The 13,668-nt window shown below is 63.2% G+C and carries 13 protein-coding genes and 1 pseudogene; 11 read left to right on the forward strand and 3 right to left on the reverse strand.

Annotation, left to right across the window (positions count from 1 at the left end):
- Nucleotides 1-62: 62 nt before the first annotated feature.
- The 8 genes from ACUM6F_RS03500 (at nt 63) to ACUM6F_RS03535 (ending at nt 7,934) form a co-directional block, all read left to right on the forward strand.
- Nucleotides 63-1,103: a pyridoxal phosphate-dependent aminotransferase gene (locus ACUM6F_RS03500; protein WP_445348384.1), complete on the forward strand. Its 1,041-nt coding sequence runs from the start codon at nt 63-65 to the stop codon at nt 1,101-1,103.
- Entirely contained in the window at nt 1,100-2,590 is a 1,491-nt protein-coding gene (locus ACUM6F_RS03505) for a cobyric acid synthase (protein WP_445348385.1), read from the forward strand. Before ACUM6F_RS03500 ends, ACUM6F_RS03505 begins: the two co-directional genes overlap by 4 nt.
- Nucleotides 2,571-3,530 carry an adenosylcobinamide-phosphate synthase CbiB gene (gene cbiB / locus ACUM6F_RS03510; RefSeq protein ID WP_445348386.1) on the forward strand — a complete coding sequence of 320 codons (960 nt, stop codon included), beginning with the start codon at nt 2,571-2,573 and terminating at the stop codon, nt 3,528-3,530. The genes ACUM6F_RS03505 and cbiB overlap by 20 nt, the downstream gene beginning before the upstream one ends.
- A gap of 39 nt (nt 3,531-3,569) precedes the next feature.
- Nucleotides 3,570-4,115, forward strand: a complete 546-nt coding sequence (cobU, locus tag ACUM6F_RS03515) for a bifunctional adenosylcobinamide kinase/adenosylcobinamide-phosphate guanylyltransferase (RefSeq protein ID WP_425620069.1) — start codon at nt 3,570-3,572, stop codon at nt 4,113-4,115.
- A 20-nt stretch (nt 4,116-4,135) separates the two neighbouring features.
- A complete protein-coding gene (cobT, locus tag ACUM6F_RS03520) occupies nt 4,136-5,194 on the forward strand; it encodes a nicotinate-nucleotide--dimethylbenzimidazole phosphoribosyltransferase (protein WP_445348387.1) in 1,059 nt (352 codons plus the stop codon).
- A 2-nt stretch (nt 5,195-5,196) separates the two neighbouring features.
- Nucleotides 5,197-5,934 (forward strand): adenosylcobinamide-GDP ribazoletransferase, encoded by a 738-nt coding sequence (gene cobS / locus ACUM6F_RS03525; RefSeq protein WP_425620067.1) that lies wholly within the window; start codon nt 5,197-5,199, stop codon nt 5,932-5,934.
- A 164-nt stretch (nt 5,935-6,098) separates the two neighbouring features.
- The gene (locus ACUM6F_RS03530) at nt 6,099-6,836 is read left to right on the forward strand and encodes a thiamine pyrophosphate-dependent enzyme (RefSeq protein ID WP_445348388.1); all 738 of its coding nucleotides are present in this window, start codon (nt 6,099-6,101) and stop codon (nt 6,834-6,836) included.
- A gap of 153 nt (nt 6,837-6,989) precedes the next feature.
- The gene (locus tag ACUM6F_RS03535; RefSeq protein WP_445348389.1) at nt 6,990-7,934 is read left to right on the forward strand and encodes a diguanylate cyclase; all 945 of its coding nucleotides are present in this window, start codon (nt 6,990-6,992) and stop codon (nt 7,932-7,934) included.
- A gap of 28 nt (nt 7,935-7,962) precedes the next feature.
- On the opposite strand, the gene ACUM6F_RS03540 is transcribed toward ACUM6F_RS03535, so the two are convergent.
- The 3 genes from ACUM6F_RS03540 to ACUM6F_RS03550 all read right to left on the reverse strand — a co-directional run bounded on the left by ACUM6F_RS03540 (nt 7,963) and on the right by ACUM6F_RS03550 (nt 11,233).
- Nucleotides 7,963-8,679 carry a YkgJ family cysteine cluster protein gene (locus ACUM6F_RS03540; protein ID WP_445348390.1) on the reverse strand — a complete coding sequence of 239 codons (717 nt, stop codon included), beginning with the start codon at nt 8,677-8,679 and terminating at the stop codon, nt 7,963-7,965.
- A gap of 59 nt (nt 8,680-8,738) precedes the next feature.
- A complete protein-coding gene (locus tag ACUM6F_RS03545) occupies nt 8,739-10,373 on the reverse strand; it encodes an NAD+ synthase (RefSeq protein ID WP_445348391.1) in 1,635 nt (544 codons plus the stop codon).
- Between the two features lie 104 nt (nt 10,374-10,477).
- Nucleotides 10,478-11,233, reverse strand: coding sequence for a hypothetical protein (locus tag ACUM6F_RS03550; protein ID WP_445348392.1), 756 nt, complete (start codon nt 11,231-11,233; stop codon nt 10,478-10,480).
- A 136-nt stretch (nt 11,234-11,369) separates the two neighbouring features.
- Here ACUM6F_RS03550 and ACUM6F_RS03555 point away from each other — a divergent pair, with 136 nt between their 5' ends.
- The 3 genes and pseudogenes from ACUM6F_RS03555 to ACUM6F_RS03565 all read left to right on the forward strand — a co-directional run.
- On the forward strand, nt 11,370-12,494 hold the full coding sequence (locus ACUM6F_RS03555; RefSeq protein ID WP_425620062.1) for a mechanosensitive ion channel family protein: 1,125 nt from the start codon (nt 11,370-11,372) through the stop codon (nt 12,492-12,494).
- Between the two features lie 62 nt (nt 12,495-12,556).
- On the forward strand, nt 12,557-13,333 hold the full coding sequence (locus ACUM6F_RS03560) for a M48 family metallopeptidase (RefSeq protein WP_445348393.1): 777 nt from the start codon (nt 12,557-12,559) through the stop codon (nt 13,331-13,333).
- A 62-nt stretch (nt 13,334-13,395) separates the two neighbouring features.
- Nucleotides 13,396-13,560: pseudogene (locus tag ACUM6F_RS03565) on the forward strand (tautomerase family protein); the annotation flags it as partial.
- Between the last annotated feature and the right edge of the window lie 108 nt (nt 13,561-13,668).

The raw sequence follows: 13,668 nt of genomic DNA on the forward strand, positions 1-13,668 counted from the left end.
GCTTTTCTATATCTCCTAATGCTTGATGCTTAACGCTTAGTGCGTGTTTTAGGGGTGGGACTGTGAAGTGGGATCACGGCGGCGCCATGACGGGCGTCACTATAGATTTCAGCGTAAGCCTCAACCCGCTCGGGCCTCCGGACTGTGTTGCCGAACTGTTGCGGGACGCCCTTCCCTTGATAACCCGTTACCCTTCTCTTGATGCGGCTCCCGCGCGCCGTTCCCTGGCGGCATTTCTCGGCCTTGACCCGGGAGAGGTGCTGGTGGGAAACGGTGCAACCGAGCTGATCGGTCTCCTGGTACGCGCCCTGCGGCCGGGCCGGGTCTGGGTTATAGAACCGTGCTATTCGGAATACCGCGGCGCCGCCGAGGCCTGCGGCCTTCCGGTGGCGGCGGCGCCCTCGCGGGTCGTGGACGGACGTTTCGAACCGTTGTGGGAGGCGCTTGCGCCCGAGCCGGGCGACGTGGTCTTTATCGGTTATCCGAACAATCCCACCGGTCAGCTTCCGCCGCGGGAGGCGCTGGAGCGCTTGCGTAAGACCCGTCCCGGGGTTTACTGGGTATTTGACGAGTCGTTTCTGGCTTTTGTAGACCCCGCAAAGGGGTCTTCGCCGGTCCTGCCGCCCGTACCCGGGGTGGCGGCGGTGTGTTCGCTGACCAAGTTTTACACCGTGCCCGGGCTGCGGCTCGGTTACCTCGTCGGGACAGGAGACCTGGTGCGGCGGCTCCTGGCGGCGAAAGACCCCTGGAGCGTAAACGGCTTGGGCGAGCACCTCGTCGGCCGGCTGCTCGCCGAAACGGCTTACGCTGCAGAGACCAGGGCCTTTGTGACGGCCGAGCGGGCACGGGTGACGGCCGCACTGGAGAGGCTGGGGCTCCGCGTTTTCTCCGGGGATGCGAACTTCTTGCTCTGCGCGCTGCCCGACGGTTACGAAGTCCAAGCCCTGAACGCCTGCCTGCTGCGACATGGCATGGCGGTGCGGAACGCCTCCACCTTCGCCGGGCTTTCGGCACGTCACTTCCGCATGGGGCTGCGCAGGGCCGACGAGAACGACCGGCTGCTCGAAGTCTTATCAGGTTTTCTGCGGGGTGACAACGTATGACGGCGCGCGTGCTGATGGTTCAGGGGACGTCCTCTTCGGCGGGCAAGAGCCTTATCGTCGCCGGTCTTTGCCGCCTCTACGCCCGGAGAGGCTTCCGGGTGGCGCCTTTCAAGAGCCAGAACATGGCCCTCAACTCTTACGCCACCCCGGACGGCAGGGAAATCGGCCGCGCCCAGGCCTTGCAGGCCGAGGCCGCGGGCGTTCCGCCCCACGTGGACATGAACCCCATTCTCCTGAAACCGACGGGGGAGGCGGGCAGCCAGGTGGTGCTGCTGGGTCGTCCCCTGGGCGTCTACAAGCCGGCCAATTATTACGCCTTAAAGGAAAAGCTGTGGCCGCTGGCCGCCGCCGCCCTCGACCGGATCCGGGCGGGTGCGGACCTCGTGTTTGCCGAAGGGGCGGGAAGCCCGGCTGAAATCAACCTCCGGCCGCACGACATCGCCAATATGGAGGTGGCGCTTTACGCCGGGGCTTCCGTTCTGCTTGTCGGGGACATCGAGCGCGGCGGGGTGTTCGCCTCCCTGCTCGGGACGATGGAACTGCTGGCGGAGAGGGAACGGGAACTTGTCGCCGGTTTCGTGGTCAACAAGTTTCGGGGAGACGAGGAACTCCTGCGGCCCGGGCTGGCTTTAATCGGGGCGCGGACGGGGCGGCCGGTGCTGGGCGTATTACCTTACCTGCACGACCTCCACCTCGACGAGGAGGATTCGGTGGGCCTCTCCGGGCGGGGAAAGGTGCCCGCCCCGGGCGACCTGGCGGTGGCGGTGATCCGCCTGCCCCGGATCTCCAACTACACCGATTTCCTGCCCCTCGAGACCGAGAACGGGGTGGCGCTGTGTTACGTCGACCGCCCGCAGGGGCTGGACGGCGCACACGCGGTTATCCTGCCGGGCAGCAAAGAGACGCTGGCCGACCTGGCTTGGCTCCGCCGCCGCGGGCTGGACCGGGCCCTGCGTGATTTCGCCGCCCGGGGAAAGCCTCTTTTGGGTATTTGCGGCGGTTTCCAGATGCTCGGCCGGACCATCCGGGAAGGGGGGCAAACGGTGGCGGGGCTGGGCCTGCTGCCCGTGCGCACCCGCTTCGCGCCCGAGAAGCGCACCGTTCAGGTGCGCGGCGTCACGGCCGAGGGGGTTTGGGGCATCCCGGGCGGGCTTTCGGTACGGGGGTACGAGATTCACAGGGGATTCTCCGAGGTCTGCGGGGGCAGGCCGTGCTTCCTGCTCGACGGGCAGGGGACGGGGCTGGCACCCGAAGGCTGCGCCGCCGAAGAAGGTTATGTGGCGGGGACTTACCTGCACGGCTGCTTTGACTCCGACACGTACCGGACGCAGTGGATAGCCGCCGTGCGCCGCCTCGCGGGGCTGCCGGCCCGGCCGTCCGAGCAGCCGGGGTTCGCCGCCCGCCGACAGAGGGACCTGGACCGCATCGCCGACCTGCTGGCGGAAAGAATCGGGGTGGAGCGACTGGATGGAATTCTTGGCCTATAGGGCCGGAGTGATCCTGGCCGCCGTGGTCCTGGACCGGCTGCTGGGCGATCCGCCCCAGCTCCCGCACCCCGTTCGGCTGATCGGGTACTTGATCGCCTCCGGCGAGTCCATCCGGCGCCTACCGCTGCCGGTGCGCTGGTCGGGGACCCTGCTGGCGATGGGTGTGATCGCGGTAACCGGTGCGGCGGCATGGCTGCTTGTTAAACTGGGGTACGCGGCGGGCTTTTGGTGGGGCCTAGCCGTGGAAGCCTTGCTCGTCTACCTGGCCGTCGCCCCTCATTCGCTAGCCGGTGAGGCGTTGGCGGTGGACGGACATCTGCAGCGTGGCGACCTGCCGGGCGCGCGCCAAAGGTTGGCGATGATCGTCGGGCGTGACACCGCCGGTCTCGATGAACGGGAGGTCCGCCGGGCGGCGGTGGAGACGGTGGGCGAGAATACGGTCGACGCGGTCCTCTGCCCGGTTTTTTACGCGCTGCTCTTCGGAGCGGCGGGAGCCTGGGTTTACAAAGCGGTCAGCACGCTGGATTCGATGATCGGTTACCGGCACGAGCCGTACCGCGATTTCGGCTGGGCAGCCGCCCGGCTGGACGACTTCGCCGCCTTCGTCCCGGCGCGGCTGACCCTCTTTTTCGTGCCCCCGGCGGCCCTGCTGTCCGGCCTTTTCGCACGGGACGCCTGGCGGGTGGGCTGGCGGGACCGCCTGGCTCACCCCAGCCCCAACGCCGGCCACGGAGAGGCGCTGTTCGCCGGGGCGCTCAACGCCTGTCTCGGCGGGCCGTCGACTTACAACGGGATACCTTCGGAAAAACCGTACCTCGGCGCGGAATACCCGCCGCCCGGACCGCCGGCCATACGCCAGGCGGTAACCCTGCTCTGGGCGACCGCCTGGCTGTTTGCGGCCGCGGGCGCAGCCGTTCTGGTTTTCCTCAGCCGGTTTTGAAAAGAGGGAATTCCAGGCCGTCTAGGAGGAATAAAACATTTGAAAGTTGAGCGACAATCACCCGAAGTGGTGCTGGTCCTCGGCGGCGCCCGGAGCGGGAAGAGCGACTGGGGCAGGCGTTACGTTGAGAACCGTTACCAAAAACTGCTTTTCCTGGCCACTGCCCGGGCGGGCGACGCCGAGATGGAGGAGCGCATCGCCCGCCACCGGCGGGAGCGAGGACCGGAGTGGAGTTTGGTCGAGGAGCCGGTGGAGATCGCCGCCGTGCTGTCCGATCCCGGGCGGCGGCCCGGGACCGGCGCGGTCCTGGTTGACTGCCTGACCATGTGGCTGACCAATATCGTCCTGGCCGAAGGGGAGGCGGCGGTCGAACGCCGGACCGGCGAGTTGCTGGCGGTGCTGCGCGAGCCTTCCTGCCCGGTGGTGCTGGTCGCCAACGAGGTCGGGATGGGCATCGTGCCCGAACACGAGCTGGGCCGGTCGTTCCGGGACGCGGCGGGCCGGCTGAACCAGCAGGTGGCTGCCGTGGCCCGTCGCGTGGTGCTGGTCGTCGCCGGTCTGGCCTTGGATCTAAAAAACGAATAGAAGATGGGAGAGAGGAGAAAATGCAACCCACATCCCTTTCCGAAATCATCGGCGCCATCCGTCCGGTTGATCCCGACCGCCTGCGTGCCGCGCAGGACCACCTGGACAACCTGACGAAACCACGCAGGAGTCTCGGCGTGCTGGAAGAGATCGCGGCCCGGATGGCGGCCCTGAGCCGGGAAGCCAGGCCGGCCGTCCGTGCCCCCAGGATCTTCGTCTTTGTGGGCGACCACGGGGCGGTGGAGGAGGGTGTTTCAGCCTATCCTCCCGAAGTCACTACGCTGATGGTCCACAACTTCCTTGCCGGGGGCGCGGCCATCAACGTGCTGGCGCGCCGCGCCGGGGCTGAGGTGCGCGTCGTCGACGTAGGCATGCGGGACAGGGTCGACGTCCCGGGACTGATCGGCCGCAACGTCCGCCGGGGTGCCGGCAACATCGCCCGCGGGCCCGCCATGTCGCTGGAGGAGGCGGAACAGGCTCTGATGGCGGGGACGGAGATGGCCATGCAGGCGGACAGCGAGGGCAGCACCCTGATCGGGCTCGGCGAGATGGGCATCGGCAATACGACCTCTTCGGCGGCCCTGTACGCGGCCCTGTTGCCCTGCGTGCCGCGGGAAATCGTCGGCAAGGGTACCGGGCTGGATGCGGCCGGCGTTGAGCGGAAGATCGAGACGGTAACAAGAGCGCTGGCGGTCAACCGGGAGCGCCTGACCGACCCCCTTTCCGCCCTCGCGGCGGTAGGGGGCCTGGAGATTGCGGCCATCGCCGGATGCTGCCTGGGGGCGGCCGCCCGCGGCCTGCCGGTGGTGGTCGACGGTTTCATTTCGGGAGCGGGAGCCTTGACGGCGATGCGCATGGCCCCGGCGGTCCGCGACTACCTGTTCTTCTCGCACGTCTCGGCCGAGGCGGGACACAGGCTGTATTTCGCCCGTGAGGGCCTGCGTCCTATGCTGGATCTCGACATGCGCTTGGGCGAGGGGACGGGAGCGGCGATCGGGATGCAAATCATCACGGACGCGGTGGCGATCTACAACGAGATGGCCACCTTCGCCGACGTCGGCATCGAGCCGGGAGCCTGACAATGCGCGGGTTGATCAGCGCCCTGCGGACCCTAACAATCCTGCCCGTCCCGGGGCGCGACGCCCCGCGTTTAGCCGACGCCCTGCCTTACTTTCCCGTAGCCGGGGCGCTCCTTGGCGGTCTTGTAGCCCTTGCAGGGCAGGGACTGCTGGCCGCCGTCCCGGGGTGGGCGGCGGGGGCGGCGGCCGTGATGCTGTTGGCGGAGATGCTGCTGACGGGCGTGATCCATACCGACGGCCTGGGCGACGCCGCCGATTCCCTGGGGGCGGGGCGCGACCGGGAGCGGGCCCTGGCGATTATGAAGGATTCGCGGCAGGGCAGTTTCGGCGTCGTGGCCATCGTGCTCGCGCTGCTGTTGAAATGGACGGCCTACGCGCGTCTCCTGGAAACGGCCGGCTGGTGGGGACCCGTTGTTGCGGCCTTTGCTGTTTCGCGGGCGGCCACGGCCCAGTTGGCCGCCTCCCAGCCTTACGCCCGGGCGGAGGGAGGAACCGGCCGGGCCTTTGTCGGCGAAGGGCGCATCCTGCCGGCCGTTGCCGGGTGGCTGGTTGCCGCAGGCATCGCCGTGTTCACCGCGAAATGGGCGGGCCTGGCGGCGCTGGGCCTCGGCGCGGTTCTGGCCTGGGCTTTCGGCCGCTGCTGCCGGGCGCGTTACGGTGGCGTAACGGGCGATTTGCTGGGCGCGCACGTCGAGATATCTCTCGTTTTCGTCCTGTTGCTGCTGGTTGTCTGGCTTTAGAGATCACGGCTGATCGGCGATAAACCTTCATCCCCCGGGTTATACTACCTTTTACGAAAGAGGGCTTCAGGTAAAAAGGCCGGATGCCGGCTGTCGGTCCGGTTTCCGACTTCCAGCCTCTGACCTCTTTTACGGGGGTATGAAAACTGGCTCTTCAACCACCAATGCCGAAAAGCTGGAGGCGGAAGTCCAAACCGCACAAGTTCTGCCCAGGTTGCGGGCACGGCATCGCCCTGCGCGCTCTGGGCCAGACCATCGACGAGCTGGGCATCCAGGACCGCGCGGTGTTCGGCTGCGATATCGGCTGCAGTCTCCTGGCCTGGGATTTTTTCAACGTCGACTCGGTACAGACGCACCACGGGCGGACGACGCCCGTCATCACGGGTGTTAAGAGGGCCAACCCGAACCTGATCTGCATCGCCTACATGGGCGACGGCGGGGGGTACGCCATCGGGTCACAGCACCTGGTCAACGCCGCGGCGCGCAACGAACCGATCACCGTTATCCTGGTCAACAACACCCTTTACGCCATGACCGGGGGACAGATGGCCCCTACCACGCTCCCCGGACAGATCGTGGAAACGGCGCCTTATGGAAGGGATGTTGCGGTGACGGGCCCTCCCATGCAGGGACCCGAAATGGTGGCCGCGGTCACCCCGGAGGGGGCTTACGTAGCCCGCGGCACGATTGCCAAGCTCACGCAACTGCGCAAGATGATGACTAGAGCGCTGCAGAACCAGATGGCGGGCCGGGGATTCAGCTTTATAGAAGTCCTGTCGACTTGTCCCACCAACTGGCGGACCAATGCCCGGGAGACGCTGACCTTTGTGGAGAAAACCATGCCGGAGCATTTCAAGATCGGAGAAATCAAGGTTCCGTCTGAAGCCCCTGCTGGAGCGTAACCGCATCCGTCCCGCCGCTGTTGACGACCGCCGGACCGCCTGGGGTTTTTATTTTCTAAGCCGGGTGCTCAGGGTTTAAGGTAATTCAGAGAGGAATACTTGAGAAAACCGCGAAGCAGGTAACAAATAACAGAGAGCGGCAGGATGATGATAATGAAGATACTGGTCGCTGACGACAGCCTTGTTTCGGCGCGTATGGTCCAAAAGGCATTGGAAGAATGGGGTCATTCGGTGATTGTAGCCCGGGATGGCGCTGAGGCCTGGGACATCCTGCAAAGGGAAGAAATCAGGCTGGTGATAGCTGACTGGGTAATGCCCGTGATGGACGGGCTGGAACTGTGTAAGACCATCAGACATTCGCAGCAGTCCGGGTACGTTTACGTCATCCTTTTGACTTCCAAAGGCAATAAAGATGACATTGTAGAGGGACTGGGTGCCGGGGCGGATGACTACATTACCAAGCCATTCCACCATCAAGAACTGAAGGCCCGCGTCCAGGTCGGAATACGGATCATTCAACTAGAAGAGAAACTCAGAGAAGCAAACAAGAAAATAGCAGCTCTGGCGTCGACCGATGCCCTCACAGGACTACCCAACCGCAGGGTCCTACTGGAGCATCTGGAGGCTCTGGTTGCACGGGGTATTCGCGAGGGCAGGCCCGTAGGCGTAATATTTATGGACCTGGATCATTTTAAGCGCATTAACGACGAGTACAGTCACCTGGCCGGTGACACGGTGCTGCAGGACGTGGCTAAAAAACTGCGCGCGGTAAAACGGGTGTATGATTTCCTCGGACGGTACGGCGGCGAGGAATTTCTCATCCTTGTTGAGGGAGTTAACATTGTAACAGCAGGGGCGATTGCCGAACGGTTCCGGCAAAGCATCAAGTCTACACCCGTAAAGCTGGATTCCGGCGTAAGCCTGCACGTTACGGCCAGCTTTGGGGTCACGGCTCTTAATCCGGCGGCCCCTCAGTCGGTCGACGGGCTTATAGCCGAGGCCGATCAGGCGCTCTATTCGGCTAAGGCCCAGGGTAGGGACAGGGTTTGCTGTTTCGGGCTCAGATGCTGGGACGAGCGGTTGGGGAAGTGTCTCTAGCGTCAACTGGAAAGAAACCTTTTTACCCTCAGTCTCTAAGCACGGGCCGCTTTTCAAAAAGCTGTAGGGCCGATGCTTTGGCGGAAATGTAACGTTCCAAGAATGAGGCGTCTGTTGGCGGAGGAACGATCAAGGAGTCGGTGTCGCCAAGGTCTGCGGGTTTCGCAACCGCCCGGGCGTCGTCCAGGTTGAACAGGCAATCGACCAGCAATAAAGAGGCCTGATCATCGTCCGGGACGGCATAGAAAAGGTACAAACGGTTCAGAAAATCGCCGAAGTCTCTTGCCACGGCAAGGTGGGCAAGGGTGTCTTGCGATTTCAGGTAATCTCTGACTCGTCCGGTACAGTTGCTTTGACGTATCCCGGGGCACTTCCGGATGCTGCCGAAAACCAGGCCGGAAAAGGGAACGGGATCTTCGCCGTCATTCCAGATGCCGACGTACAGTCCGAGGGGGTACAGCCTGCAGGAAGTGGGCCGCGCCTCGTAAACGCTGCACAGCCGGCCGTCCAGGAAGGGGCAAGGGCCTTTCATCGCCTGTTCCAGGAGAAGGCGTATTCTCTTCCCGTACCGGGGGATGAGGGCCAGGACGGTGAATCCGGCGAGGAAAGCGCCGGTGCTTGTTTTGAGTCTTCGGGAAAGGTTCCAGACGTCGAGAGGCGTCAGCAGGAGCCCCACCTCCCGGCAGCACTCGCCGCACTGCCGGCACGAAAAACCGATGGGATCGTTCAATCTCACCGAAGACATGCTTTACCACCCCTTGTCGTTTTGGGGCAGCCACTTCAACCGTGCTGGGTTGACCTCTGTTAGCGGCACCAGCCCTGGGCGATGGGCATTCTCCTGCCGGATCCGAAAGCCTTGGTCGTGACTTTGAGGCCCGGGGCGGCCTGGCGCCTTTTGTATTCGGCCACGCAGATCTTGCGTATGACCTCCCGGACCACCTTTTCGTCCAACCCCCGGGCGGCGATCTCCTCGGGGGCCAGATTTTCCTCGATGTAGGCGTGGATGATGGCGTCGAGAACGGGGTAGGGGGGCAGTGTGTCTTCGTCCCGCTGCCCGGGTTTCAGCTCCGCCGAGGGCGGCTTCGTGATACTGTTGTCGGGGATCACCGCCGCCAGGCTGTTGATGTAACGGGCGAGCTCGTAAACCTTGACTTTGGGGACGTCGGCCAGGACGGCCAGGCCCCCGGACATGTCGCCGTACAGCGTGCAGTAGCCCACCGCCAGCTCCGACTTGTTGCCCGTGCTCAGGACGATGGCGTTTTCCCGGTTGGCGGCGAACATCAAAATGTTGCCGCGGATGCGGGCCTGGACGTTTTCTTCGGCCAGGTCGAGCAGCCTGTCGCCGCCTGGGTTGAGTTCGGCGAGGTAAGTCTTAAAAATGTCTTCTATGGGATGCAGGCGGAACTCGATGTTCAAGCGGAAGGCCAGCTCGCGGGCGTCTTCGACGCTTCCCTCGGAGGAGTAGGCGGAAGGCATGGCGATGCCCACCACGTTCGAGGCGCCGAGGGCAGCCACCGCCAGGGCCGCCGTCACCGCGGAATCGATGCCGCCGCTCAGACCGATGACGGCCCTGCTGAAGCCGGTCTTGCGCATGTAGTCCCGTATGCCGAGAACCAGGGCGCGGTACATCCAGGAAATGTTCTCCTCCGGGGGCTCCAGCGCTGCTGCACCGCCCGCCGGATCGGCGGTATCGACGAGAACGAGGTCCTCCACAAAACTGCCGGCATGGGCCGTAAGCTGTCCGCGGGCGTCTACGGCGAAACTTGACCCGTCGAAGATGAGCTCGTCGTTGCCGCCCGCCTGGTTGACGTAAACCACGGGCTTGCCGTACTTGGCGGCGATACTGCTCACGATGTCCAGGCGGACGGCCTGTTTCCCCATGTGGTAAGGCGAGGCGGAGATGTTAACGAGCAGGTCAGGGCTGCAACGCATTACTTCAGCCACTGGGTCACAATCGTAGCGCCGGCGGTCCCAGTAGTCCTTGTCGTTCCAAATGTCTTCGCAGACGGTCAGTCCCAGCCGGACACCTTTGAACACCGTAACGCCCTGCGGCTGCGGGGCCGGCTTGAAATAGCGGTTCTCGTCGAACACGTCGTAATTGGGGAGAAGGGTTTTAACCCCCTTCCCGAGGATTTGCCCCCCGGCGAACAACAGGGCCGTGTTGAACAGCGCTCCTTCGCCGTCGGGCAGAGGAACCCCCAGAATCACGCCGGTCTCGCCGCTGGCGGCGACCAGCCTCCGCGTGTGCTCTTCAACGGCCTTTATGAACTCCCGCCGGTCCAGAAGATCGCGCGGGGGGTAGCCGGTCAAGGCCATTTCCGGGAAGATCACCAGGTCTGCGCCTTGGGCCGCGGCGTCGGCGATCATCTCTTCGATCCTGGCTACGTTGTAAGGGAAGTTGCCGATGACGGGATTCACCTGGGCCAGGGCGACACGCATCATTCTCAACCCCTTCAAAAACGTTCCTTAAAGAGAGCGGGATGCGGCATGACCTGCGTTGGTGCACCGGTTTGGCTCATTATGCCGTTTTCGGCGGCGCCCTGTCAAGGGCGGGACACTTGCCGGAGGATCCCCTCCACCCATCCGGGATCGAGATTCGCCAGGCGCTTCTTCTTGAGGTTCTCCCTGATGATCCACCGGACGTCCGGGTCATCCGCCCGTGCCCACCGCTCAAAAAAGGGCTTGCCTCCCTCCGGCCAGGCGGCGACGGTCACGCTCCAGCAGTAAGCCAGGGCTTGCTTCAACACCCGAAACGCTTCAGTTTTTCTGTCGGTTGTTTCGGCAAGGGTTCGGGTGATGCCGTCCAGTATCCGCAGGACCCGCAAAACATAACTGCTATCTTTAAGCAGGGCCGGTTCACAGAGCCCGGCGGCCACGGCGCGCAACTCCAGGAGGTTGCCGTCCAGCCAGTTTTCGGCGACGTCCAGGAGCAAAGGCATATCCGCCAGGCCGACCCGCTGCAGCGCCATCGCCACACCTTCCCGGACGCGCCAGCGGGGATCGGAGGCGAAAGAACGCAGGTGCCCGGTCAAAGAATGATCGCCGCGGGCGACAGCCTGTCCCAACCCGATGACCCCGCAGAAGACCAGGAAGGCCTCGGGGGAGTTCTCCGGCGCATTCTCCGGCGACCGTGCCGCCAAACGTTCGAACAGCCCCCGGTCCCCAAGGTCGGCTGCGGCCGCTGCCAGTTCCAAGTTGGCGCGTTTCCCGGGCAACTCCGACTCGCGTTTGAGGAAGGTCTCCCAATCCGCAGGATGCAGAGCGCGAAGAGTTTCTTTATACCGTTCAATTTTGGACAAAAGCGGTTACTCCCTTTACATTTTTGCCGTCAAAATTCAACCAGTATCAGGTTACCCCCTTTGGTCCGGAACAGGACTAACGCCGGTACATGTAGAAAGGACTCCTCAAAGCGCAAAAAAAGTGAGGCGTTGTGACATGCTGCGCGATTTTTGGGACGGTGTTGTTCAGTATGCCGCCCCGTATGCGAGCCAGGAGGCCATGCAAGAACTGGCGCATCACCTTCTCCTAGGGCTGGCCGTACTGGCTGTGGCTTACGTCCTGATTAAGTTATCCCTTTACGCCCTGGACCGCGTCCTTACGCGTTGCTTCCGCGACGACAGCGACACCGGCCTGCGGCGCGACGTCCTGAAGTCCGCCCGGGCGCTTGTCAAGACCCTCGTCCTGTACGGCGGGTACTTCGCGGCGCTGGTCGTCGTACTGCACATCTTCGACGTAAGGGTCATCGAGGCGGCCGACCTTAAGGATGTAGGCATCAAGATTCTGAAGATCGCCGGCATCCTTGTGGGTACCAGGCTGCTGCTCAACCTGGGCCACCTGATCGTCAGCCAGGTGTTCGCCAAAAAGGAGTTCAACGACGCACTGAACAGCGGTCGCCTGCGTACCCTGGAGCCCCTCGTTAAGAACGCTTTGACTTACGCCGCTTTCTTTGTCGCCGGCCTGACCGTTCTGCAGGTCTTGAACGTGAACACCAGCGCCATCCTGGCCAGCGCGGGCATCCTGGGCCTGGCCGTCGGCTTCGGTGCCCAGAACCTCGTGCGGGACGTCATCAGCGGGTTCTTCATCGTTTTCGAGAACCAGCTGGCCGTCGGCGATTACGTTGAGGCGGCCGGCGTGGTCGGCGTAGTCGAGGAAACGGGGCTGCGCACCTGCAAGATCAGGCAGTGGACCGGGCAGTTGCACATCGTGCCCAACGGGGAGATCACCAAGGTTACCAATTATAACCGGGGGTACATGCTTGCCGTGGTTACGGTAGGCATTGCCTACGAGGAGGACATCGACCGGGCGATCACCGTGCTACGCCAGGAGAGCGAGCGTGCTTCCCGGGAGATCGAGGCGGTCCTGGAGGTGCCGGTGGTCCAGGGCGTGGTCGACCTGGCCGACTCCGCGGTGAACATCAGGACGATAGCCAGGACCCGGCCGGGCGAGCAGTGGAACGTCGAGCGCGAGCTGCGCCGCAGGTTCAAGTACGCCCTCGATCAGGCGGGCATCGAGATACCCTACCCGCGGATGGTCGTCTTCCAGAGGCAGGACAACACTTAAGGAATGTGGGCCTAAGCTGAACAGTTAATCAACGAAGTGTTGTGTAAGAAGGGGGATGCGGAGTGCCGCCCAAGTTGACCGACGACAAGGAAACGCTTTACCTGATACTGCTCATCCTGGTCAGCATCGTTTTTTACGTCCTGTTGATTGTTTCGCTGGTAGGGCTTGCTTATCTTCTTCTCGGATTTCTAGCCCTGTTCGTTATCCAGGGCGTCTTCGTCGGCTACGTGCGGGGCAACTGCGTACGCCTCGGGGAGGATCAGTTCCCCGAGGTCTACAGGACGGCCAGGGAGCTTGCCGCTGAAATGGGGTTCAAGACCATGCCGGAAATCTACCTGATGGAGTCGGGCGGCCTGCTTAATGCTCTTGCCACCAGGTTTGTGGGGAAACATTTCATCATTCTCTACAGCGAGCTGTTTGAACTGATCCTTCACGGCGGGGAAGCGGAACTCAAGTTCATTCTGGCGCACGAGCTCGGGCACGTACGGTGCCGGCACCTGATCTGGAACGTCTTGCTGTACCCGGGCTTGCTGGTGCCATTCCTCGGCCATGCCTACCGGCGGGCCTGCGAATACACCGCTGACCGAAACGCCGCCCATTTTGCCCCGGAAGGCGCGGTAGGGGGTCTGATCCTGCTTGCGGCGGGGCGAAACCTTTACAGGAAAGTCAACACGGCCAGCTTTGTCGACCAGGCACGGACTAACCGGGGTTTCTGGGTGTGGCTGGCGGAAATGCTGTCCACACACCCGAACCTCCCCAAGAGAGTGGCGGCCGTAGAACAGTACCTGGGCATGGGTGCTTTAAGGGATCAATACAGGCACAGCACGGTAGAGGCTTAATTTCCGGCGGAGGTGATGACTGATGCCTTATGTTAATATCAAAATAACCAGAGAGGGGGGCTACCGCCGAGCAGAAGGCACAGTTGATTCAAGGGGTTACCAAACTGCTGGCGGAGGTACTCGGCAAAAATCCCAAGACGACAGTTGTTGTAATTGATGAAGTGGAAACGGACAACTGGGATATCGGCGGGGAAACGGTTACAATGCGGAGAAAGCGCAAGGAATGACGGCGACCGCCGGGAGGGGGGAGGAAAAATGCCGTTCTTAAGAAAAAATTGGGGGCTCATCCTGGTCATTGCGGCGGCTCTTGCGCTCTATTGGTTTTTTGCGCCTTG

The sequence above is a fragment of the Desulforudis sp. DRI-14 genome (genome assembly GCF_052618305.1).

What these genes read in the sequence shown, in the direction of transcription:
- ACUM6F_RS03540 (WP_445348390.1), bottom strand. Translation starts at nt 8,679, where the DNA reads ATGTCTTCGGTGAGATTGAACGATCCCATCGGTTTTTCGTGCCGGCAG.
- ACUM6F_RS03545 (WP_445348391.1), bottom strand. Translation starts at nt 10,373, where the DNA reads ATGCGTGTCGCCCTGGCCCAGGTGAATCCCGTCATCGGCAACTTCCCT.
- ACUM6F_RS03530 (WP_445348388.1), top strand. Translation starts at nt 6,099, where the DNA reads ATGCCGAAAAGCTGGAGGCGGAAGTCCAAACCGCACAAGTTCTGCCCA.
- cbiB (WP_445348386.1), top strand. Translation starts at nt 2,571, where the DNA reads ATGGAATTCTTGGCCTATAGGGCCGGAGTGATCCTGGCCGCCGTGGTC.
- ACUM6F_RS03555 (WP_425620062.1), top strand. Translation starts at nt 11,370, where the DNA reads ATGCTGCGCGATTTTTGGGACGGTGTTGTTCAGTATGCCGCCCCGTAT.
- ACUM6F_RS03505 (WP_445348385.1), top strand. Translation starts at nt 1,100, where the DNA reads ATGACGGCGCGCGTGCTGATGGTTCAGGGGACGTCCTCTTCGGCGGGC.
- cobS (WP_425620067.1), top strand. Translation starts at nt 5,197, where the DNA reads ATGCGCGGGTTGATCAGCGCCCTGCGGACCCTAACAATCCTGCCCGTC.
- cobT (WP_445348387.1), top strand. Translation starts at nt 4,136, where the DNA reads ATGCAACCCACATCCCTTTCCGAAATCATCGGCGCCATCCGTCCGGTT.
- ACUM6F_RS03535 (WP_445348389.1), top strand. Translation starts at nt 6,990, where the DNA reads ATGAAGATACTGGTCGCTGACGACAGCCTTGTTTCGGCGCGTATGGTC.